Source organism: Kitasatospora sp. NBC_00039 (assembly GCF_045160625.1).
Classification (GTDB): domain Bacteria; phylum Actinomycetota; class Actinomycetes; order Streptomycetales; family Streptomycetaceae; genus Kitasatospora.
The window spans coordinates 5,118,125-5,140,612 of record NZ_CP108289.1 but is presented as its reverse complement, the minus strand read 5'-3'; the positions used below and the strand labels follow the sequence as shown (position 1 = coordinate 5,140,612).

Below are 22,488 nucleotides of genomic sequence, written 5' to 3'. Positions count from 1 at the left end.
GGTCAGCCGCGCGTGCGCGCCACGGTCAGGTCCAGCACGTACGGCTCGATCACCCAGCCGTCCGGGAACTCCGCCAGCAGGGCCTCGCGCTCGACGGCGAGCAGCGGGGCGCGCTGCTCGGGGGTGAGGGAGGCGAGGTAGGAGCGGGAGGTGAGGTCGGTGAGCACGTGGTCCACCGTGACCCGGCGCTCCCAGCGCAGCACGGCGCTGTCGATCCGCAGGTCGTACGGGGCGAGGTGGCCGGCGATCTCGTTGACCGCGCCGTAGCCGTGGTACCGCTCCTGCAGGGCGACGGCGAGCCGCTCGCCCATGGCGCGCACCCAGCCGACGCTGCTGTCCTTCACGTTCCACCAGGTGGCCAGGGCGCCACCAGGCCGCAGCACGCGGATCGCCTCGGGGACGGAACGCTCCGGGTGGGTCCAGTGGAAGGCCTGGGCGTAGGTGACGAAGTCGGCCGAGTGGTCGTGGAAGGGCAGCTCGTCGCCACTGCCCTTGACCAGCGGCAGGGCCGGCGAGGAGGCCAGGAACTGGGCGCCCATGCCGTCGTTGGGCTCGACACCGACGACGTCGGCGCCGCGGCCGGCCAGCAGCCGGGTGGCGATACCGGTGCCCGCGCCGACGTCCAGCACCCGGGCGCCCTTCAGCGGACGGCCGGCCAGGCGCTCCAGCTCGTCGAACAGCTCGTCCGGGTAGGAGGGCCGCGCCCGGTCGTACTCGGCGGCCACCCCGCCGAAGGACTTGGCCAGCTCCCGGAAATCCGTCGATTCCGTCATCTCTCCCCCTCCGTACGGCAGTTCGTGGTCATCGTACCCGGGCCGGGGTGGCCAGGTGGAGCCTGGTGAAGGCGAGCGCCTCGGCGAGGTCGGCCTCGCGTTCGGCGGGGGAGGCCGAGCGCCGGGTGTTGACCTCCAGCACCACGTGGCCGTCGAAGCCGGTGCGGGCCAGGTGCTCCAGCAGCTCGGCACAGGGCTGCTTGCCGCGGCCGGGGATCAGGTGCTCGTCCTTGCCGGAGCCGCTGCCGTCGGCCAGGTGGATGTGGGCCAGCCGGCCGCCCATCCGCTCGACCATGGCGAGGGCGTCGATCCGGGAGGTGGCGGCGTGCGAGAGGTCGATGGTGAAGTGCCGGTACTCCTCCTCGGTGACGTCCCAGCCGGGGGCGTAGGCGAGCATCTCGCGGTCGCGGTAGCGCCACGGGTACATGTTCTCGACGGCGAAGCGGACGTCGGTCTCACCCGCCATCCGGTTGATGCCCTCGACGAACTCGCGGGCGTACTGGCGCTGCCAGCGGAACGGCGGGTGGACGACGACGGCGCTCGCGCCGAGCTTCTCGGCCGCGGCCCGGGCCCGGACCAGCTTGGTCCACGGGTCGGTGGTCCAGACCCGCTGGGTGATCAGCAGGCAGGGCGCGTGCACTGCCAGGATCGGCATCCGGTGGACGTCGGAGAGTCTGCGCAGCGCCTCGATGTCCTGGCTGACGGGGTCGTTCCAGACCATCACCTCGACCCCGTCGTAGCCCAGCTTGGCGGCCAGTTCGAAGGCGATGGCGGTGCCGGCCGGGTAGACGGAGGCGGTGGAGAGGGCGACCTTGGTGTCGGGGATGTGCAGGGCCGGGTGCGGGGGCAGCACCAGACGGTCGGTGGTGCGCAGCAGCGGGGCGGTCCGGCCGGCGGCCTGCCGGGCGGCCTTGACGGACTTCACCGACTGCACGGCGGCCTTGGCGGCGCCGGCGGCGCGTGCGGTCCGCGTCTCGCGGGGTGCCTGGGCGGTGGGGGCCTTGGCCGCGGGGGCCTTCCTCGCCTGCTTCCTCGCCTGCTTTTTCGCCGGCCCGGCCGGGGTGGCCTCCTCCCGGGTGGCCTCCTCCGGGGCGTCCTTCTCCCGGGTGGCCTTCTCCGGGGCGTCCTTCTCCGGGGCGTCCTGCGCGCTCTGCTGTGCGGCGCTCCGGGTGGCTTTCCGTCCGGCCTTCTCCGCAGCCTTCCGGTCGACCCCGCCGGCGGCCTTCTTCGCCGCCGCCGCGGTCTCGGCTGCGGTCGCCGCCTTGGCCGCCCGGACGCCCTTCACCACCTTGCCGAGTTTGCGGGAGCGGCCGGCCGTCCCGTCCGGACCCTCCGCGGGGCCCTCCCCGCCGGCCGGGCGCGTGCGGCGCGGGGCGTCCGGCCGCGGCTGCCCGTCCCCGGGTGCGCGGCCCTCCTGCGTCCCGTCCTCGCCCGCTGCTTGCGCCACGGGAGACAGCGTAAGCGGACCGCGCCCGGAACGGGGAGCAGGGCTCTCGGGGTCGGTCCGGACGGCCCTCAGGTGGTGAGGGCGGGACGGCGGCGGTCGGTGGGGCTGTCCATGGTGTCCAGACGGCGCAGGATGATGCCCTCGCGCAGCGCCCACGGGCAGACGTCCAGCTCGTCCAGGCCGAAGAGGTCCATCGCGGCGTCGGCGACCAGCGCGCCGGCCAGCAGCTGCTTGGCGCGGCCCTCGGAGACGCCGGGGATCTGCGCCCGTTCGGCGACGGTCATCGCGGAGAGCCGGGGCAGCCAGGCGGAGAGGTTGCTGCGGGTGAGCCGCCGGTCCGCGTAGGGGCCGGCGTCGGCGGGGGCGGCGCCGGTCATCCGGGCGAGCTGCTTGAAGGTCTTGGACGTGGCGACGGCGTGGTCCGGCGCGCCGAGCCGGGCGATCTCGCCGACCACCGCGGCCATCTCGGCCCGGATGTGGCGTCTGAGGCCGCGCAGATCCTCCGGGTCGGCGACGTCGCCGGACAGCCAGCGGCCGGTGAGGCGGCCGGCGCCGAGCGGCAGCGAGCAGGCGACGTCGGGCTGCTCGTCCAGCCCGCAGGCGATCTCCAGCGAGCCGCCGCCGATGTCGAGGTTGAGCAGCCGGCCGGAGGACCAGCCGAACCAGCGGCGGACGGCCAGGAAGGTGAGCCGGGCCTCGTCCTGCCCGGAGAGCACCCGCAGCTCGACGCCGGTCTCCTCGGCGACCCGGCGGAGCACCTCCTCGCCGTTGGCGGCCTCCCGGACGGCGGAGGTGGCGAACGGCAGGATGTCGACGACGCCCTTGTCCTCGGCGACCCGCAGCGAGGAGGCGACCATGCCGACCAGTTTGTCGACGCCTGGTCCGCTTATCGCGCCCTGCCCGTCGAGGAGTTCGGCCAGCCGCAGCTCGGCCTTGTGGGAGTAGGCGGGCAGCGGGGCGGCCCCGGGATGGGCGTCCACCACGAGGAAGTGGACCGTGTTGGAACCTACGTCGAGCACACCGAGTCGCATAACTCTCCACGCTACGCGATCCTGCCCCGGGGCAGACCTGGCACGGCGGTATCGGTGCTGGTCCGGGCCGGTCGGCCGGGAGGGCCCCGGCTCAGTGCACGCGGGCGCGTCGCGGGGCGGCCTCCGGGCTCCCGGTGCGGCAGTCGGCGTCCGCCCAACGGCGGGCCCGGGCGGGGGTGTCGGTGATCAGACCGTCGGCGTCCCGCTCGGTCATCAGCTGCCAGGACTCCTCGTCGTCCAGTGTCCAGACGTAGACCTCGCGGCCGGCCCCGTGCTCGGCGGCGATCCGGGAGGCGGTGGCCAGCGTGGCGTCGAGGGCGATGCCGTGCAGCGGCAGGCCGCCCGGGTCCTCGGCGATGCCGGCGCCCTGGATGAGGACCACCGGCAGGCCGGGGGCGGCGGCGTGGGCCTGGCGCAGGTGCTCGGCGGAGAACGAGTACAGCAAGACCCGGGCGCCGCTGCCGGCCGCGATCCCGGCGATCCGGGAGACGTCCTCGGCGCGCTGCCACTTGAGCTCCATCAGAAGCGGGACGCCGGTGCCGGCCAGCCGCCTCAGCAACTCCTCCAGGGTCGGCACCGGTTCGGCCGGGCCGGGGCCGACGGTCACCCGCAGCTCGGCGAGCTGGGCGGAGGTCAGGTCGGCGATCGCGCCCTTGCCGTTGGTGGTGCGGTCCACGGTGGCGTCGTGCATCAGCACCGGAACGCCGTCCCGGGTGGTCTGGACGTCGGTCTCCAGCCAGTCGGCGCCCTGCTGGAGGGCCTTCTCGAAGGAGGCCATGGTGTTCTCGGGGGCGTCGAGCGGCGCGCCCCGGTGGCCGATCACCACCGGCGGGGCGCAGACCGGCTGGGCGGCGGCCGGGCGGGCGCGCAGCCCGGGGTCGGAGGCGCAGGCGGCGGCCAGCACCGCGAGGGCGGCGAACACAGCCGTGCGGGCGGCGCGGGGCGACGTGGTCACGGCGGCGGGGCTCCAGCTCTGTTGCGGACGCCGCGGCGGAGGCGGGCGTTCGGAGGGAACGTCGGAGGTCGGCCAGGAATCGTCAAGATGATCCGACAACCCGACAGTACGGTCGGCTCACCTCGGGGTGCGCCCGCTCCCCGGGACGCCCCGGCCGCGGAGCACCGCAGATCACCCGGACGCACGCGCCCGCCTGCGCCGTCACAGCAGGCCGTCCCAGAGCTGCTCGACTATGACGGCCCACCAGTTCTCCGGGTCGTCGAAGACGGTCGGGTCGATCGCCGCCAACCCGCGCTGCAAGGCGTCGACGGCGGCCCCGGCGGCCAACGGGTCGAGCCCGCGCAGGCCGGGCAGCCGCTCGGCGAACAGCGCCAGGCAGCGGACGAAGGACGCCGGCCCGTCGTTGCAGTGCCGGGCGGTGGCGTAGTCGGGGTCGACCGCCCGGACGGCGCCGCAGGCGGTGTCCACCGTGATCAGCGCCCAGCCGTCCGTGCCCAGCAGCAGCTGCGGGGCCAGGGCCAGGCGCTCCCGCTCGGCCACCCGGGTGCCGCGGCCGATCTCCGCCAGGTGGCCGGCGAGCGGCGGCAGCACCGTACCGGGCCGGGTGCCGTCCGCGATCGCGTCCGGCCGGGGGTGGTGCAGCGCGAAGAAGCCCTCGACCGCCACCGGCACGCCGACCGTCAGCAGGACGCGGGCGGAGGCCTCCGGCAGGTCCGCCCGGGCGACGTCCGCCGGGTCGAACCTCTGGACGCCGCCGGCGCCGAACCGTTCCACCAGCCGGGCCGCCAGCACCCCGTCCGGCTCGGCGGGCACCGGCGGCAGAGTGCGCGGGAACGGCACCCTGTTGCGGGCCGGCGCACCCTCCCCGGGCCCCTCGGGCGCCCCGGGACCCTCGGGCGCCTCGGGCGGCAGGGCGCGGACGGCCGCCGCACGGTGGTCGAAGTACGGCCCGTACGGCAGGTCGAAGCCCACCCGGACGTCCGGCAGCTCGGCCGCCAGCGCGTACGCCCAGTAGCCGCCGGGCAGCGCGCTCAGCCGCAGGTCGGTGTGGACGGACAGCATGTGCTCGGCCCGCACGCCCTGCTCGCGCAGCCACCACCAGCCGCGCAGCGCCGGGTGCGGCAGGCCGGGCGCCGAACGCAGCGCCAGCGAGCGCACCTCGCCCAGGTCGTCCCGGTAGGTCAGCTCGGCCCGGGTGCCCCGGCCGGTGGCCGGCGGCCGGGCCGGGTCGTGGGCGCCCGCACCGAGGAAGTCCCGGTAGAGCGCGACCACCGCGTCCACCGGCACCGACGGCCAGACGGTGAACCGCCCGGTCTCCCGGTCCACCACCGCACAGGCCGCCCCCACCTCCTCGGGAGCCCGCCGCTCCCCCGTCAGCGGGTCGACCCGGGCCGGCGACGGCTCGGCCCAGACCACCCAGCCCAGCTCGAACTCGTGCGAGTGCACCCGCCGGCTCCCGGTCGAACCGTCGGCCGAAGCCCTCGGCAGCTCGCCGTTGATCCAGCGGTGGGCGGCCTCGATCGCCTGCGCGCGGGTGGTCACGTGGTGGAGCTCCTTGCATGGGCGCGAGCACGGACGGACGGACCGGACGGCGGGCACCGGAGCGCCGGTCCGGCCTCCGGCCCCCCACCGGCCACCTGCCAGGATCCCACGCGCCGCCGGCGCACCGGCCGGCCCGGCCCCCTCCCGGGGAGACGGCGCCGGGCGGACGGACGGGACGTCACGAGGCCTGGGCCGTGGCGAAGTCGGGGCGGCGGGCGGCGAGGTCGAGGGGGCGGCCGTCGGGGTCGAGGGCGATGGCCCAGAGGCCGTGGGCGGCGTCGTGCAGGGGGGCGTGGCCCTGGCGGCCGACCTGGTGGTCGAGGTAGGTCACGGTGTCCTCGTGGTTGACGGCGTTCCAGGCGTGCGGGCGGCCGAAGCCGTCCAGGGTGAGCAGCACGGCCTGGGCGCCGTGGCCGGCCCGCCGCAGCTCGCCGGCAAGCCGGCCGAAGGCCGTTCCGCCGTCGCCGAGGTCGCGGAAGGGTGCGCCGAGTTCCCGTTCGGCGCGGTCCCGCCCGCCGCGTTCGCCCGCGTCGCCCTCGGTGGGGATGCGCGGGGCCGCGCAGGTCGGGCGGCCGGTGAAGGTGTCGACGGCGGAGAGGGCGATCTCCAGGCTGTTGTTGGCCCGGCCGGGCCCGCGGTGCCCGCCGTCGTTGACGACCTCGGCCCAGCCGCCGGCCGCCGGGTCGGGGTGACGCAGCGGCAGGCCGTCGGCGTCCCGGGGCGCGCGGCGTTCGATCTCCCGCTGATGCTCGGGGTCGACGGGGCCGAGGCCGCCGGGCAGCCCGTAGGGGCGGCTGTCGGCGATGGTCCGCAGCCGGAGGACGAGCTCGTCGGGGGCGGTGCCGCGCCTCCCCCGCAGGGCGAGCTGAAGGGCCATCGCGTGGGCGGTGGCGACGGGCACGGCGGCCCAGTCGAGCCCGGTCTGGCCCTCGGCCGGGGAGCCGTCGGGGCGGCGCCGCTGGTCGCCCGGGTGGAACTCGGGGCGCCCGGTGCCGGGGCCGGCGAACGGCGGGGCGGCCGGGGGCGGCGGCACGATCAGCGGGCCAGGTGTGGTGACGGGGTGCGGGGTGCCGGTGGCGGCGCGCGGGCCGCCACCGGGCCCGGCGCCGGGCCGGGCCTCGCCGGGGGCGTGCTGCCCGGAGGCGCCGGGCGCCGCGGACCCGCCGGGCGCCGGGCTGCCCGTGCCGACCGGGACGCCGACCACTCCGGCGGGCCCGGCGGGCCCGGCCGGTACCGGCGCACCGGGGTGGGCGCCACCGGCCGGCGGACCGGCGACGCCGCCGCCGAACGGTGCCGTGCCCTGCCCGGCCGCCGGCGGGGCGGCGCTGTAGCCGCCGCCGTAACCACCGCCGTAGCCGGCCGACCCGCCGCCGAGCGGGCCGGGGCCGGTCGGACCCGCGGCCGGTCCAGCCCCGACCGGCACGTTGAACGGGCCGTTGTAGGAGGTGCCGCCGTGCGAGGCGCCGCCGGCCGACGGCGCGTCCGGCCCCGGCGTGTACGACGGGTACGAGGCGGGCGCCGACGGCGCGGGCGGGGCGAGCACGGAGTCGGTCCGCACGGTGACGGGCGCGCCGCCGCCGGAGGCGTACGAGGCCGCGGCCGGGGTGGCCGGCGCCAGGTTGTAGTCCCCCTCGGCCGGGCCGCCGCCCCCGCCGCCGTGGTGCGCCGGGGCGGCCGGCCGGTCCGGGGTGTCCGGGCGGGCGGGTGGCGGCGACCAGTCGCCGCCACCGGTCACCGGGCCGGTCCGCACCGGCGCCCGGCCGCCGTCGGCGGCGGAGGCGTCCGCGCCGGGGCCGCCCGAGGAGCCCGGCCCGCCGCCACGGCCGTGCCCGTTGCCGTCGGCTCCGGCCATGATCACCAGATCGTCCGGCCCGGCCCCGGTCACCCCCGTCCCGGGTGCCACGGGGGCGCCCGGCGCGCCGGGCAGCACTGCCCCCGGCCCGTCGGCGAGCGGGCCGCCCGGCTTGCCGTCGAGCCCGTGGCCGTTCCCCTTGCCGCCCCCCGCGAGGTCGGACAGCGGGACGACGACCTCCTTGCCGTCCTTGTCGGTCAGCACCGGCCGGCCGTCCTTGCCGAGCACCGGCCGCCCGTGCTCGTCGACCTTGACGGTGAGGTCCTCCACCCCGACCACCGGCCTGCCGTCCGCGCCCTGGACGACGAGCAGGCCGCTCGGGTCGGCGACCGGCGTGCCGTCGGCCCGGACGATGACCGGGTTGCCGAGCTCGTCCAGCACCGGCCGGCCGGTCTCGTCCAGTTTGACCGCGAGCCCGGGGACGCCGACGACCGGCTTGCCGTCCTCGCCGATCACCGGCTTGCCGTCCTTGCCGACCACCACCGCCAGGCCGGCGCCGCCCGCGCCGAGCACGCCGGGCTCGCCGAGCGCGGCGGGCAGGCCGGCGGCCAGCGGGTCGAACGCGCCGCCGGGGCCGGTGGTGTACGAGGCCGGGCGGACGCCGCCGGGGCCCCCGTCCGGCCCGAGGCGCAGCATGGCGACCACGGCGGGCTCCTTGAGCGTGCCGCTCAGCCCGTCCTTCATGGCCCGGCCTAGTTCGTCCAGCAGCCCGCCGATCTTCAGCTTCGCGGCCTCGACGGCGAGCGCCGCCGTCACCTCGGCGACCTTCTCGGTGGCGGCGTTCTGCACCCCGGTCGCGATGGCGTTGACGCCCTGCCGGAGCCCCCCGAAGACGCCGCCGGGGGCGCTGCCCCCGCTCTGGGTGGTCTGGGTGGCGGCGGCGATCGCGGCCGCGGCCTCCTTGGCCTTGGCCGCCTGCTCCTCGGCCTTCTTCAGCTCGGCGGCCAGCTCGGTGAGGGTGGCGACGATGTCGCCCTTGCAGCTGTCGACGGCCCGGGCGGCCTTGTCGAAGGCGCCGGCGATCAGGCCGGTGGCGGAGTGGGCGTCGTCCAGGTGGCCCTTGCCGCTCCCGCTGAACGCCTGCCAGTACGCCTCGAAGGCCTCCACCGCGCGGCCGGAGTTGTCCCCGGCGACGCGCTTGGCGGAGTCCCCGCCGCGCTTGCCGAGGCGCTCGGCCTCGGTGCCGAACTCGCGCCAGAGTCCGGCTGCCTTGCGCAGCCCGTCCTCGTCGGCCTGCGGCCACTGGTGACCGGTCCTGGCCAGTACCGGCGCCAGCTCCTCGGGCAGTTTCCGGGACACGTGCCTCCCCCTTCGACGTGCGGTCTTCGAACTGCGGACTTCGCCGTGCGGGCCATCGGCCGCACCGGCCGGACGGGCCGGAGGTCAGGCCGACATGTCCTTGGGGACGGTCTTTCCGCCCGCAGGGGTTGCGCCCGGCCTCCCGCCCGGCACCGCCGCGCCGGGCCCCGCCCCGCCGCCGAACCCCGTCGCGGCCGAGGTGTCCGCGTCCGCGGTCCGTTCGGCCATGGTGTGCAGCCCGGAGCCGACCTGGCCGAGCCGGCCGGCCAGCCCGCGCAGGCCGCCGAGCAGCCCGCCGTGCGCGTCCTTGTAGACGGCGGCGAACCCGCTGCCCGGCTTGTCCAGCCCCCACGGGCTGCCGAGCGCGGCGAGCGCCTGCTCCAGGGTGGCGGTCGCCTTCCCGAAGTCCTGCGAGATCTTCTCGAACTCCCGCCCCTCGCCGTGCAGTTCCCACGGCTTGATGACGAACTTGCCGCCTCCGGACCCGCCTGTGCTGCTGCCGCTGGCCATCCCCGTACCTCCCCGTAGCGGACCGGCCGCCATCCTAGGGCCGCTTCCGGGCGCTCCCGCAGCACGCCGGGGACCTCTTCACCCCGCCTTCACGCCCGCCGACGCGGCGTACCCCTGCCGTCACCCGGTGGAATCGTCGCAAATGCCCAAGCCACGGGCGGTTCGCACCGGCGCCGAGGCTCTACCCTTGCCGAGTGGCAGCAGCAGACACGTCCAAGAAGAAGTCCAAGACCGGCACCACCGCGGTCGACCTCGCGATGCCCACCCTGCGTACCGAGGTCCCGCTCGACTTCCCGCGCGCCTGGGTCGAGTTCGGCGACCCCGACGACGAGGAGCAGGTCTTCCGCTGCGACCTCACCTGGCTGACCTCCCGCTGGTCGTGCATCTTCGGCCGGGGCTGCCAGGGCATCCGCGAGGGCCGGGGCGAGTCGGACGGCTGCTGCACGCTCGGCGCGCACTACTCGGACGAGGACGACGAGCAGCGCGTGGCCGGCCACGCGGCCCGGCTGACGCCCGAGCTCTGGGAGAACTTCTCGCACGGCACCGACGCCAAGGGCCGGATCAAGCCGGACGGCGGCATCACCATGCTCGACGAGGACGGCGACCGGCAGACCCGCCGGGTCAACGGCGCCTGCATCTTCGTCAACAGCCCGGGCTTCGCGGGCGGCGTCGGCTGCGCCCTGCACGCCCTCGCCCTCAAGGAGGGCAAGGAGCCGCTGGAGACCAAGCCGGACGTCTGCTGGCAGCTCCCGGTGCGCCGCACCTACGACTGGATCGACCGCCCGGACGACACCCGCTACCTCCAGGTCACCATCGGCGAGTACGACCGCCGCGGCTGGGGCCCGGGCGGCCACGACCTGCACTGGTGGTGCACCGGCAGCCCGGACGCGCACACCGGCGCGGACCCGGTGTACGTCAGCTACCGCCCCGAGCTCACCGAGCTGATGGGCAAGGCCGCGTACGACGTGCTGGCCGGCCTCTGCGAGCAGCGGATCGCCACGAAGGGCGACCGCAGGGTGGCCCCGCACCCGGCCGACCCGGCGAAGCCGAAGAAGAAGCAGCCGTAGGCGCGGGCTGCTCGGCGGCCTACTTGTCGATGTCCCCGACGACGAAGAACATCGAGCCCAGGATCGCCACCATGTCGGCGACCAGGGTGCCGGGCAGCAGCTCGGTCAGCGCCTGGATGTTGTTGAAGGACGCCGAGCGGAGCTTGAGCCGCCAGGGCGTCTTGTCGCCGCGCGACACCAGGTAGTAGCCGTTGACGCCGAGCGGGTTCTCGGTCCAGGCGTAGGTGCTGCCCTCGGGGGCCTTGAGCACCTTGGGCAGCCGCAGGTTGACCGGGCCGGGCGCCAGCGTGGCCAGCTTGTCGAGGCAGGCGTCGGCGAGGTCCAGCGCGTTGACGGTCTGCTCCAGCAGGCACTCGAAGCGGGCCAGGCAGTCGCCCTCCTCGCGGGTGACCACGGTCAGCACCGAGCGCAGCTCGTCCGAGCCGTACGCGAGGTAGGGCTCGTCGCGGCGCAGGTCGAAGTCGAGCCCGCTGGCGCGGGCGATCGGCCCGCTGACGCCGTACGCCTCGGCGTGCGCCCTGCTGAGCACGCCGACGCCGGCGGTGCGGGCGCGGAAGATCTCGTTGCCGAGGACGAGGTCCTCGAAGACCGGCAGCTGCGACCGGACGGTGGCGACCGCCGCACGGACCCGGCCGAGCCAGCCGGCCGGGAGGTCCTCCTTGAGGCCGCCGACCCGGTTGAACATGTAGTGCATCCGGCCGCCGGAGGCCTCCTCCAGGACGTGCTGGAGGTCCTCGCGGCCGGAGAAGGCGTGGAAGATCGGGGTGATCCCGCCCAGCTCCAGCGGGTAGGAGCCGAGGAACATCAGGTGGTTGAGCACCCGGTTCAGCTCGGCGAGCAGGGTGCGGATCCAGACCGCGCGCTCGGGCACCTCCATGCCGAGCATCCGCTCGACGCCCAGCACCACGCCCAGTTCGTTGGCGAAGGCGGAGAGCCAGTCGTGCCGGTTGGCCAGCATGATGATCTGCCGGTAGTCGCGGGCCTCGAAGAGCTTCTCCGCGCCGCGGTGCATGTAGCCGATCACCGGCTCGGCGGTCACGATCCGCTCGCCGTCCAGCACCAGCTTCAGGCGCAGCACGCCGTGGGTCGCGGGGTGCTGCGGGCCGATGTTGAGCACCATGTCGGTGGTGCCCGCCTCGCCCGTGAAGTTCTCGGCTCCCGCCCCGATGCCGACCGTGGTCTCCCTCATGACCCCAGAGTCTGCCATCCCGGCAGCATCCCCAGGCTCTCCGGTACCGGCATGCGGACGGTCTGCGCGAGCCAGCCGAACGCGCCCAGGCCCGCGGAGTCGGTCAGCTCGGCGCCCTCGCCCGCACCGCCGAGCGCCCGCAGGTAGGCGAGGGGGTCGGTGGAGGCCAGGGCGAGCGCCGGGCGGGCGCCGCTGACGCCGAGCGCCCGCAGGGCGTCGCGCTGCGTCGTCCACAGGCTGTGGAGACCGGGCACGGCCACCGCGTCCAGCGCCACGTGCGCGGTGACGTCGCGGGATCCGTCCGGCACCGGCGGCACCTCGCGTCCGGCCCGGAAGCCGGTCAGGGTGGCCAGCGGCGGGCGGCGGGCGGCGGTGTGCCCGTAGTCGACGGCGACGGCGAGGCCGCGCTCCAGCCCGCCGACGGCCCGCGCCCAGGCCGTGTCCCGGGGCCCGCCGAACTCCACGTACGCCCCCGGGTCGCGGACCGGCCACCAGCGGGCGGCCCAGGCGGCGTCCGCCGCGTCCACCGGCCCGCCCGGGCGCTCGGCGCCCGTCACGGTGTCCACCTCGACGTAGCGCAGCACCCCGTCCTCGTCCACCTCGCCGGCGTCCAGCGGCACGTTGTCCAGCCACTCGTTGGCGAACAGCAGCCCGGTGACCCCGCTCGGCACCTCGTCCGTCCACAGGGCTGTGGACGGCAGTGCGTCCGGCCGGTCGGCGATCTCCACGCCGTACGGCCGCAGCCGGGCCCGCACCGCGTCCGGCAGCTCGGCCAGCACGCCGGCCAGCAGCTCGCCGCGGCCCGCCCCGACGTCCACGAAGGCCAGCTCCTCCGGACGGCCGAGGGCCGCGTCAACCTCAAGCAGCAGCCGGGCCACCGCACGGGCGAACAGCGGGGAGGCGAGCACGGAGGTGCGGAAGTGCCCGGCCGGGCCCTCCGGCCTGCGGTAGAAGCCGCCGTCCGGGTCGTACAGGGCCCGTTCCATGGCGGGCTGCCACCGCATCCAAGTCATGCAGCGGGACGCTACCGGGATCCGGGCGCACCCTCCCAAACGGAGCGGGGGCTTCTCCGACCTAGGGAGTAGGACGGATCGCCCTCCCGGCGGACCTGGGCACACTGTGCGACTGCCTACGCTTGAGACGTGCAACGACTCAACGCCTGGCTCCGCCGTCACCCCATGGTGGTCGACTCCGCCTGGGCGGCGATCGTGCTGTTCTTCGGGGTGCTGCCCAGCGACGCCGGCGAGGAGGGGTGGCGCGGGGGCGTGCAGCTCGCCGTGGCGATCACCCTGCCGCTGCTGATGGTCTTCCGGCGGCGCCGGCCCGACCTCACGGTGGCCGCCGCCGTCGTCATCGGGCTCACCCAGGTCGCGCTGAACGTCGACCCGGGCTCCTCCAGCATCGCCTACCTCGTCTTCGCGTACACCGGCGCCGCCTTCGGCTCCGCCTGGATCTCCAGACTGGCCCTCGCCGCCGGCCTGGCCGCCGGACCGCTGGTCTTCTGGCAGCAGGGGCTGCTCAAGAGCACGTACCACCCGGAAACCAGGACGACCACTCTCCACCCCTACGGCGTCGGCGAGACGCTCCTCATCATGGCGCTGATGACCAGCCCCTTCATCCTCTGCTGGGCGTGGGGCCGGCTGACCCGGGTGCGCCGGGCCTACCTGGTCGAGCTGGAGGACCGCGCCGCCCGGCTGGAACGCGAGCGGGACGCCCAGGCCAAGGTGGCCGTCGCCGCCGAACGGGCGCGGATCGCCCGTGAGCTGCACGACGTGGTCGCGCACAACGTCTCCGTCATGATCGTCCAGGCCGACGGCGCCGCGTACGTCCTGGACAACTCGCCGCAGCAGGCCAAGGAGGCCCTCGGCACGATCGCCTCCACCGGGCGCCAGGCGCTGGTCGAGATGCGCCGCCTGCTGGGCGTGCTGCGGACGGCCGACACCGCCGAGGAGTACGTGCCGCAGCCGGGCGTCGAGGAGCTGCCCGAGCTGCTGGACCAGGTCCGCACGGCCGGCCTCCAGGTGGAGTTCGCCACCTCGGGCAACCTCCGCGAGCTGCCCCGCGGCGTCGAGCTGACGGTCTACCGGATCGTCCAGGAGGCGCTGACCAACGTCCGCAAGCACGGCGGCCCCGACGTGCACGCCCGGGTCGCGGTCGACTTCGGCGAGCGCGAGCTGGCCGTCCTGGTCGAGGACGACGGCCGCGGCTCCACCGACGAGCAGCTGGCCACCGGCGGCATCGACGGCCAGGGCCACGGCCTGATCGGCATGCGCGAGCGGGTCGGCATGGTCGCCGGCAGCCTCGACGTCGGGCCGCGCCCCGGCGGCGGCTTCCGGATCCGGGCCGTCCTACCGCTCAAGGCAGCCCATTGACCGGGCCGCCCCCGAACGCCCCTACCGCGCCGCCCCCGAACTAGGAGCCACCTTGACCATCCGCGTGATGCTCGTCGACGACCAGGAGCTGCTGCGCACCGGCTTCCGGATGATCCTGCAGTCGCAGGGCGACATCGAGATCGCCGCCGAGGCCGGCGACGGCGCGCAGGCCCTGGAGAAGCTGAAGCACACCGAGGTGGACGTGATCCTGATGGACGTCCGGATGCCCCGCCTGGACGGTGTGCAGACCACCCGCCGGATCTGCCTCGCCGAGGACGGCAGCCCCCTGCCGGACGCCCCGCACGTCCTCATCCTCACCACCTTCGACCTCGACGAGTACGCCTTCGCCGCGCTCAAGGCCGGGGCCAGCGGCTTCCTGCTCAAGGACGTGCCGCCGACCGAGCTGGTGGCCGCGATCCGCGCCGTGCACGGCGGCGACGCGGTGGTCGCGCCCACCACCACCCGCCGCATGATCGACCGCTTCGCCGAGGTGCTGCCCACCCCGGCCAGCGCGCCCGGCCCGGACACCCTCGGCCCGCTCACCGAGCGCGAGCGCGAGGTCTTCCTGCTGGTCGCCCAGGGCCTGTCGAACGGCGAGATCGCCGCGCGGCTGGTGCTCTCCGAGGCCACCGTGAAGACCCACGTCGGCCGGATCCTGGCCAAGCTCGGCCTGCGGGACCGGGTCCAGGCCGTCGTCCTGGCCTACGAGGCGGGTCTGATCCGGGCCGGCGCCACGGATTGAAGGCGCGCCGGGCCGCGCCCGTAGAATGGGCCGGTGCGTCCGGTACCCGAGGAGGACCGGAACGGAGAGTGAGGACCAGGGCCGAGCCGTGAGCAGTGCCGACAGTGCCGACTTCACCCCGCTCGCCGACGGTTTCGGCGACCCGGCCGACCCCGGCAACCGCCCCGCCCGGCTCGCCGTCGGCGTGGTCGGCACCGGCCGGGTCGGCCCCGCGCTCGGCGCCGCCCTCCAGCTCGCCGGGCACCGGGTGGTCGCCGCCTCCGGGGTCTCCGCCGCCTCCCGCCGACGCGCCGACGCGCTGCTGCCGGGCGTACGGATCGTCACCCCGCCGCAGGTCCTCGCCGCCGCCGACCTGGTGCTGCTCACCGTCCCCGACGACGCCCTGGCCGACCTGGTCGCCGGCCTGGCCGCGACCGGTTCGGTCCGCCCGGGCCAGCTGCTCGTGCACACCTCCGGCGCGCACGGCGTCGCCGTCCTGGAGCCCGCCACCCGGGCCGGGGCGCTGCCGCTGGCACTGCACCCCGCGATGACCTTCACCGGCACCTCCGTCGACCTCGCCCGCCTCGCCGGCTGCCCGTTCGGGGTGACCGCCCCCGAGGAGCTGCGCCCGGTCGCCGAGGCGCTGGTGGTGGAGATGGGCGGCGAGCCCGAGTGGGTGCCGGAAGACGTCCGCCCGCTCTACCACACGGCCCTCGCGCACGGCGCCAACCACCTGGTCACGCTGGTCGCGCAGGCCCTGGAGCTGCTGCGCACCGCCGGGGTCGCCGAACCCGGCCGGCTGCTCGGCCCGCTGCTCGGCGCCGCCCTGGACAACAGCCTGCGCTCCGGCGACGCGGCCCTGACCGGCCCGGTCGCCCGGGGCGACAGCGGCACCGTGCGGCGCCACCTGGCGCAGCTCAGTACGGTGTCCCCGGACATCCCGGCCGCCTACCGGGCGATGGCCCGCGCCACCGCCCAGCGGGCGCTCGCGCACGGGACGATCGACGAAGCGTCGGCGGCGGCGCTGCTGGACGTACTGAACGAGGAGAGCTGACCAATGGCACGCGGCAAGCAGCCGGGCAAGGCCCAGCGGGCACCCAAGGTCCACCGGGCCGTCGTGACGCGCACCGTCGCCGACTTCGAGGCGGCCTTCTGGCCGGACGAGCAGCCGGTGGACAACGCGGTCGTGATGACCATGGGCGCACTGCACGAGGGCCACGCCGCGCTGATCCGGGCCGCCCGCAAGCAGGTCGGCCGGGAGGGCCGGGTCGCCGTCACCGTCTTCGTCAACCCGCTGCAGTTCGGTGCGGGCGAGGACCTGGAGCGCTACCCGCGCACCCTGGACGACGACGTCAGGCTCGCCGAGGAGTCCGGTGCCGACGTGGTCTTCGCGCCGTCCGTCGACGAGGTCTACCCGAACGGCGAGCCCCAGGTGCGCCTGGCGGCCGGCCCGATGGGCGAGCGCTACGAGGGCGCCACCCGCCCCGGCCACTTCGACGGCGTGCTGACCGTGGTCGCCAAGCTGCTGCACATCACCGACCCGGACTTCGCCTTCTTCGGCGAGAAGGACGCCCAGCAGCTGGCGATCATCCAGCGGATGGTGGCCGACCTGGACTTCGACGTCGAGATCGTGGGCGTTCCGACGATCCGCGAGGAGGACGGGCTGGCGCTCTCCTCCCGCAACCGCTACCTCTCGGACGAGGACCGCGTGCACGCGGCGGCCCTCTCCAAGGCGCTGTTCGCCGGCCGCGACGTGGCCGCGCAGGGCCCGAAGGCCGTCCGCGAGGCCGCCGCGGCCGTCCTGGACGCCGCCGAGGGCGTCACCCTCGACTACCTCGCCCTGATCGACCCGCACGCCTTCACCGATGCGGCGGACGACTTCCAGGGCGAGGCGGTGCTGGCCGTCGCCGCGAAGGTGGGCTCGACCCGCCTGATCGACAACGTCCACGTCATCTGCCGCTAGGCGGATGGGCACGAAGCACAGAACCGCCCGGCAACCCGGGCGAATCCGGTAGGCAACCCCCAGGCATGCACTCACAGGAGGCGTGACCCCCAATGCTCCGCACCATGCTCAAGTCCAAGATCCACCGGGCCACCGTGACCCAGGCCGACCTGCACTACGTCGGTTCCGTCACGGTGGACGAGGACCTGCTCGACGCCGCCGACCTGCTCCCCGGCGAGCTGGTCCACATCGTCGACATCAACAACGGCGCCCGGCTGGAGACGTACACCATCGCCGGCCCGCGCGGCTCCGGCGTGATCGGCATCAACGGCGCCGCCGCCCGCCTCGTCCACCCGGGCGACCTCGTCATACTCATCGCCTACGGGCAGATGGACACCGCCGAGGCCAAGGGCTACGAGCCGAAGGTCGTCTTCGTGGACGCCGACAACCGGATCACCGGCATGGGCGGCGACCCCGCCGAGGCCGGGGAGGGCACCGGGCTGCTCCGCGGCGACCAGGCGTACGGTGACGGCAACGACGCGGCCCCGACCGCCGCGCGCTGAAGGAGCCACTGAACGCCATGTCCGTCACGCACCGCCTCGCCGCCCCCGCCCCCGGCTGGACGACCACCACCGACGTCGTCGTGGTGGGCTCCGGCGTGGCCGGCCTCACCGTCGCCCTCAACGTCCGCAAGGCCGGCCTGCGGGCCGTGGTGGTCACCAAGGCGATGCTCGACGACGGCTCCACCCGCTGGGCCCAGGGCGGCATCGCCGCCGCCCTGGGCGAGGGCGACACCCCCGGGCAGCACCTGGACGACACCCTGGTGGCGGGCGCCGGGCTCTGTGAGGAGGAGGCCGTGCGGACCCTCGTCACCGAGGGCCCGGAGGCCGTCCGCCACCTGATCGCCACCGGCGCCGCCTTCGACCGCGGCGAGGACGGCGAGATCCTGCTCACCCGCGAGGGCGGCCACCACCGGCGCCGGATCGCGCACGCGGGCGGGGACGCCACCGGCGCCGAGATATCGCGCGCGCTGGTCGCCGCCGTGCGCAGCGACCCGGGCCTGGAGCTGATCGAGCACGCCCTCGTCCTCGACCTGCTGACCGACGCCGACGGCCACGCGGCCGGCCTGACCCTGCACGTGATGGGCGAGGGCCAGCGCGACGGCGTCGGCGCCATCCGGGCCCGCGCGGTGGTGCTCGCCACCGGCGGCATGGGCCAGGTCTTCTCGGCGACCACCAACCCGGCGGTCTCAACCGGCGACGGCGTCGCGCTCGCGCTGCGGGCCGGCGCCGAGGTCACCGACCTGGAGTTCGTCCAGTTCCACCCGACCGTGCTCTGGCTCGGCCCGGAGGCCGAGGGCCAGCAGCCGCTGGTCTCCGAGGCGGTCCGCGGCGAGGGCGCGCACCTGGTCGACGCGGCCGGCACCCGGTTCATGCTCGGCCGGCACGAGCTGGCGGAGCTGGCCCCGCGCGACATCGTCGCCAAGGCGATCACCCGTCAGATGCAGCTGCAGGGCACCGACCACATGTACCTGGACGGGCGGCACTTCGGCGCCGAGATGTGGGAGCAGCGATTCCCGACCATCCTCGCCTCCTGCCGCGCGCACGGCATCGACCCGGTCACCGAGCCGATCCCGGTCGCCCCGGCCGCGCACTACGCCTCCGGCGGCATCCGCACCGACCTGCACGGCCGCACCACCGTCCCGGGCCTGTACGCCTGCGGCGAGGTGGCCTGCACCGGGGTGCACGGCGCCAACCGGCTGGCGTCCAACTCGCTGCTGGAGGGCCTGGTCTTCGCCGAGCGGATCGCCGCCGACCTGACCGGCCGGCACCGCGCGGGCGACCTGCCCGAGCGGTCGGTGGACGTCGCGGCCGCCCGCGCCGCGCACGCGGTGCCGCTGCCTGCGCCCGAGGCGCGCGCCGAGATCCAGCGGCTGATGTCGCGCGGCGCCGGCGTGCTGCGCTCGGACGCGTCGATGGCCGACACCGCCGCCGGGCTCGCCCTGCTCGCCGGGCCGGGGGCACCTCACAGCCGCCGGGCCGGGGACGCGTCCGCGGACGTCGCCGAGGAGAAGCCGGCCGACCCCCGGGTGGAGACCTGGGAGGCCGCCAACCTGCTGCTGGTCGCCACCGCCCTGGTCACGGCCGCAGCGCAGCGGGCCGAGACCCGCGGCTGCCACTGGCGCGAGGACTTCCCCGAGCGGGACGACGCCCACTGGCAGCGCCACCTGATCACCACCCTCACCGCCTCCGGCGACCTTGTCAGCACCCCTGAGGAGCAGTAGAACCATGACCCACTCCCACGAGGAACTCCCGATGGCCGGCGGCTGCGGCGACGGCTGCGCGTGCGGGGACGGCGAGGGCTACGAGACCGGCCTGGACCCGCAGCTCGCCGAGCTGCTGGAGGAGGCCGGGCTGGACCCGATCGAGGTCGAGGACATCGCCACCCTGGCGCTGGCCGAGGACCTGGCCGGCGGCGAGGACGTCACCTCGGTCGCCACCGTGCCGGCCGAGGCCGTCGCCACCGCCGACTTCACCGCCCGCGAGGCCGGCGTGGTGGCCGGCCTGCGGATCGCCGAGGCCGTCGTCTCGCTGGTCTGCGAGGAGGAGTTCGAGGTCGAGCGGCACGTCCAGGACGGCGACCGGGTCGAGGCCGGCCAGGTGCTGCTCTCCGTCCGCAGCCGCACCCGCGACCTGCTGACCGCCGAGCGCAGCGCGCTCAACCTGCTCTGCCACCTCTCCGGCATCGCCACCGCCACCCGCGCCTGGGCGGACGCCCTGGAGGGCACCGGCGCGGTGGTCCGCGACACCCGAAAGACCACCCCGGGCCTGCGGGCGCTGCAGAAGTACGCGGTCCGCTGCGGCGGCGGCGCCAACCACCGGATGGCGCTCTCCGACGCCGCCCTGGTCAAGGACAACCACGTGATCGCGGCCGGCGGCGTCGCCGAGGCGTTCCGGGCCGTCCGGGCCGCCTACCCCGACCTGCCGGTCGAGGTCGAGGTGGACACCCTGGAGCAGATCCCGCCGGTGCTGGACGCCGGGGCCGACCTCATCCTGCTGGACAACTTCACCGTCCCGCAGCTCAAGGAGGCCGTCGAGCTGGTGGCCGGCCGCGCCCGGCTGGAGGCTTCCGGCGGCCTGACCCTGGCCTCCGCGCACGAGGTCGCCCAGACTGGTGTGGACTACCTGGCCGTGGGCGCGCTCACGCACTCCTCGCCGATCCTGGACATCGGCCTCGACCTGCGCGCCTGACACCTGATCGCCCCTCACGCAGAAGGCACCCATGCTGCTCACCATCGACGTCGGCAACACCCAGACCACACTCGGCCTGTTCGACGGCGAGGAAGTGGCCGAGCACTGGCGGATCTCCACCGATCCGCGCCGCACGGCCGACGAGCTGGCGGTCCTCCTGCAGGGGCTGATGGGCTCGCACACCGCGGTCAACGAGGCCGCGGTGGAGGGCCTGGCGATCTGCTCGTCCGTCCCCTCGGTGCTCCACGAGTTCCGCGAGGTGACGCGCCGCTACTACGGTGACGTCCCCGCGGTGATCGTGGAGCCCGGGGTGAAGACGGGCGTGCACGTCCTGATGGACCACCCCAAGGAGGTCGGCGCCGACCGGATCGTCAACGCGCTGGCCGCCAACCACCTGTACGGCGGCCCGTGCATCGTGGTCGACTTCGGCACCGCCACCACCTTCGACGCGATCAACGCCCGCGGCGACTACGTCGGCGGGGCGATCGCCCCCGGCATCGAGATCTCCGTGGAGGCGCTCGGCGCGCGCGGCGCCCAGCTGCGCAAGATCGAGCTGGCCCGGCCGCGCAACGTGATCGGCAAGAACACCGTCGAGGGCATGCAGTCCGGCATCCTCTACGGCTTCGCCGGCCAGGTCGACGGCCTGGTCGACCGGATGGCCCGGGAGCTCGCCAAGGACCCGGACGACGTCCAGGTCATCGCCACCGGCGGGCTGGCCCCGCTGGTCCTCGGCGAGGCCGCCACGATCGACGTGCACGAGCCCTGGCTGACCCTGATCGGCCTGCGCCTGGTGTACGAGCGCAACCGCCCGAGCTGAGGCGCCGGGCCCTACCCGTGGGGTGACGGGGAGGCCTCGGACGTCGGCCCGACCGAGGCGGTCGGGGCGACGGCGGGGAAGGTCACCGGGCCCGACTGCGGCTTCCCGCTCTGGGCGGCGGCCGCGGACTCGATCGCCGCCCGGAGGTCGGCGACGGGGGTGCCGTTGAGGATGCCGTTGCGCAGTCGGCCGTCCTTCGGCAGCGCGTCCGCGACGCGCTTCCAGCGTGGGTCGGCGGCCACCGCGGCGAGCTGCGTCGGGCTCAGCGGAGGGTCCGCGCGGGTGATCGGGGAGCCGTTCTCCAGCGGCTTACGGTTCCACTCCCGGAGCTGCACCTGGTAGCCGTCCTTGGCGTACAGGTTTGCGGACCACATCTTGCTTCCGGCCGGCTCGTTGTCCCGCGTGCCGGCCTGGTAGACCACCAGCTCGGAGCCGTCCGCCAGGGTGCTCGCGGTGCAGGCGTCCCCGCCCAGCTGCGCGGGGCACCCGCGGTCCGCACTCACCCCGGCCAGCCGCGCGATCCAGAGCAGGTACTGCACCGCGCCGTGGCCGTCGTCCAGGGTCAGCCGGAGCTGCGGGATGTCGTTCTCCGTCCCCCGGGCCTCCCCCACCTCGGTCGCCCCGGCCGGCAGCAGTTCGGTCAGCATGGCCAGGAACTCCTGCCCGGAGACCTGTGCGGCCGAGGGATCCCCGGCGGACGCTGGGCCGGCCTTGCCGGAGCCGCCCACCGCGCCGCTCGCGGCCACGCCGCCGACCCCGATCAGCGCCAGCGCGGCGGCTCCGGCCAGCACCGACGCCCGCCTGCGGCGGCGCAGCCGGCGGCCGTACGCCCAGCCGGAGTCGACCAGCGGGGTGGTCTCGGCGTGGAACACCTCCCCCGCGCGGCTGATCGCCTCGGCGAAGTCCTGCTCGTACTGGGTGTCGGGAAGGTCCCGGTCTGCGGGCATGCTGAACCACCGTTTCAGGTCGGTCGGTCGGGTGTGTGGGGCGAGCCGGCTCAACGCCCGGCGAGCTCGCCGAGGCTGTCGCCGAGTACGGCGCGGATCCGGTCGAGCGCCCGGACCGTCCGGGTGCGGACCGCGCCCGAACTGCTGCGAAGGATCTCGGAGGTCTCCTCGACGCTGCGGTCCTCCCAGTAGCGCAGGACGAGCACCGCCCGGTCGCGCGGCGCGAGCCTGGCGAGCGCGTCGACCAGGGTCAGCCGCAACGCCGGGTCGCTCTCCCGGGCGGCGCCGTCCGGGACGGCGCCGACGGGCTGCTCGCCGCTGCTGCGGCGGCCGCGGTGCGAGAGGAAGGCGCGCACCAGCACGGTGTGCGCGTACCCCGCCGGGTTGTCGATCCGGGCGCGCGGGACGAGCCAGGAGGTGCGGTGCCACTGGGCGTAGATCCGCCCGAGGGTCTCCTGGACCAGGTCCTCCGCCAGGTGGGTGTCCCCGCCGGTGAGGAGGCAGGCGGTGCGGTACAGGTGCGGGGTGCGGGCCGCCGCGAAGGCCCGGAAGTTCTCGTCCCGGTCCCGGACCCCCGCCGTCCGAAGCTGACCTTCTCGTGCCATCTGCCGGGCTCCCCTGCCTCGTTTTCCCCTACACCTGAATGACCGGCGGCGGGCCGGGGATGTTACAGACGCCCGCAGGATCTCCGGCGCGACCGGTCCGGCCGGCAGGCCGGCACGGCGGCTGCCACCGGTCGAGGCCCGCCTGTCCCATGACCGCCGCTCGTACGG

General features: G+C 75.5%; 20 protein-coding genes. 9 read left to right on the top strand and 11 right to left on the bottom strand.

The annotated features are described in order from the left end of the window. Positions 1-2 precede the first annotated feature (2 nt). From OG286_RS22830 to OG286_RS22800, 7 genes are all read right to left on the bottom strand, one after another. Positions 3-773, bottom strand: coding sequence for a class I SAM-dependent methyltransferase (locus tag OG286_RS22830; protein WP_396321870.1), 771 nt, complete (start codon positions 771-773; stop codon positions 3-5). A 28-nt stretch (positions 774-801) separates the two neighbouring features. Further along, entirely contained in the window at positions 802-1,629 is an 828-nt protein-coding gene (locus OG286_RS22825) for a sugar phosphate isomerase/epimerase family protein (protein WP_396322069.1), read from the bottom strand. Positions 1,630-2,288: 659 nt separating this feature from the next. Beyond that, complete coding sequence (locus OG286_RS22820; protein WP_405360248.1) at positions 2,289-3,251, bottom strand: Ppx/GppA family phosphatase; 963 nt, start codon at positions 3,249-3,251, stop codon at positions 2,289-2,291. Between the two features lie 91 nt (positions 3,252-3,342). Further along, complete coding sequence (locus tag OG286_RS22815) at positions 3,343-4,206, bottom strand: glycerophosphodiester phosphodiesterase (RefSeq protein ID WP_396321872.1); 864 nt, start codon at positions 4,204-4,206, stop codon at positions 3,343-3,345. A 201-nt stretch (positions 4,207-4,407) separates the two neighbouring features. After that, on the bottom strand, positions 4,408-5,748 hold the full coding sequence (locus tag OG286_RS22810; RefSeq protein WP_396321873.1) for an SUKH-4 family immunity protein: 1,341 nt from the start codon (positions 5,746-5,748) through the stop codon (positions 4,408-4,410). Between the two features lie 178 nt (positions 5,749-5,926). After that, positions 5,927-8,899, bottom strand: coding sequence for a toxin glutamine deamidase domain-containing protein (locus OG286_RS22805; protein ID WP_396321874.1), 2,973 nt, complete (start codon positions 8,897-8,899; stop codon positions 5,927-5,929). Positions 8,900-8,983: 84 nt separating this feature from the next. Next, a complete protein-coding gene (locus OG286_RS22800) occupies positions 8,984-9,409 on the bottom strand; it encodes a hypothetical protein (RefSeq protein WP_405365758.1) in 426 nt (141 codons plus the stop codon). Positions 9,410-9,666: 257 nt separating this feature from the next. Here OG286_RS22800 and OG286_RS22795 point away from each other — a divergent pair, with 257 nt between their 5' ends. After that, the gene (locus OG286_RS22795; RefSeq protein WP_405366078.1) at positions 9,667-10,476 is read left to right on the top strand and encodes a hypothetical protein; all 810 of its coding nucleotides are present in this window, start codon (positions 9,667-9,669) and stop codon (positions 10,474-10,476) included. Positions 10,477-10,495: 19 nt separating this feature from the next. On the opposite strand, the gene OG286_RS22790 is transcribed toward OG286_RS22795, so the two are convergent. After that, positions 10,496-11,665, bottom strand: coding sequence for an NADH-quinone oxidoreductase subunit D (locus OG286_RS22790; RefSeq protein WP_396321876.1), 1,170 nt, complete (start codon positions 11,663-11,665; stop codon positions 10,496-10,498). Then, entirely contained in the window at positions 11,662-12,678 is a 1,017-nt protein-coding gene (locus OG286_RS22785; RefSeq protein WP_396321877.1) for an SAM-dependent methyltransferase, read from the bottom strand. Before OG286_RS22785 ends, OG286_RS22790 begins: the two co-directional genes overlap by 4 nt. Positions 12,679-12,843: 165 nt before the next feature. Between OG286_RS22785 and OG286_RS22780 the strand changes: the two genes are divergently transcribed. The 8 genes from OG286_RS22780 (at position 12,844) to OG286_RS22745 (ending at position 20,768) form a co-directional block, all read left to right on the top strand. Further along, entirely contained in the window at positions 12,844-14,037 is a 1,194-nt protein-coding gene (locus OG286_RS22780) for a sensor histidine kinase (protein WP_396322071.1), read from the top strand. Positions 14,038-14,089: 52 nt separating this feature from the next. After that, the gene (locus OG286_RS22775) at positions 14,090-14,779 is read left to right on the top strand and encodes a response regulator (RefSeq protein WP_396321878.1); all 690 of its coding nucleotides are present in this window, start codon (positions 14,090-14,092) and stop codon (positions 14,777-14,779) included. Between the two features lie 88 nt (positions 14,780-14,867). Then, positions 14,868-15,812, top strand: a complete 945-nt coding sequence (locus OG286_RS22770) for a Rossmann-like and DUF2520 domain-containing protein (protein ID WP_405360252.1) — start codon at positions 14,868-14,870, stop codon at positions 15,810-15,812. Positions 15,813-15,815: 3 nt separating this feature from the next. Further along, the gene (gene panC, locus OG286_RS22765; RefSeq protein ID WP_396321880.1) at positions 15,816-16,721 is read left to right on the top strand and encodes a pantoate--beta-alanine ligase; all 906 of its coding nucleotides are present in this window, start codon (positions 15,816-15,818) and stop codon (positions 16,719-16,721) included. Positions 16,722-16,813: 92 nt separating this feature from the next. Next, positions 16,814-17,263, top strand: coding sequence for an aspartate 1-decarboxylase (gene panD / locus OG286_RS22760; RefSeq protein WP_396321881.1), 450 nt, complete (start codon positions 16,814-16,816; stop codon positions 17,261-17,263). A 17-nt stretch (positions 17,264-17,280) separates the two neighbouring features. After that, the gene (locus OG286_RS22755; protein WP_405360255.1) at positions 17,281-18,984 is read left to right on the top strand and encodes an L-aspartate oxidase; all 1,704 of its coding nucleotides are present in this window, start codon (positions 17,281-17,283) and stop codon (positions 18,982-18,984) included. Between the two features lie 4 nt (positions 18,985-18,988). Next, entirely contained in the window at positions 18,989-19,951 is a 963-nt protein-coding gene (nadC, locus tag OG286_RS22750) for a carboxylating nicotinate-nucleotide diphosphorylase (protein WP_396321883.1), read from the top strand. Between the two features lie 31 nt (positions 19,952-19,982). After that, complete coding sequence (locus OG286_RS22745; RefSeq protein WP_396321884.1) at positions 19,983-20,768, top strand: type III pantothenate kinase; 786 nt, start codon at positions 19,983-19,985, stop codon at positions 20,766-20,768. An 11-nt stretch (positions 20,769-20,779) separates the two neighbouring features. Here OG286_RS22745 and OG286_RS22740 read toward each other — a convergent pair whose 3' ends face one another. Both OG286_RS22740 and OG286_RS22735 read right to left on the bottom strand, forming a co-directional pair. Beyond that, the gene (locus OG286_RS22740) at positions 20,780-21,715 is read right to left on the bottom strand and encodes a hypothetical protein (protein WP_405360258.1); all 936 of its coding nucleotides are present in this window, start codon (positions 21,713-21,715) and stop codon (positions 20,780-20,782) included. Positions 21,716-21,765: 50 nt separating this feature from the next. Then, positions 21,766-22,320, bottom strand: coding sequence for a SigE family RNA polymerase sigma factor (locus OG286_RS22735; RefSeq protein ID WP_405360260.1), 555 nt, complete (start codon positions 22,318-22,320; stop codon positions 21,766-21,768). Positions 22,321-22,488: the final 168 nt, after the last annotated feature.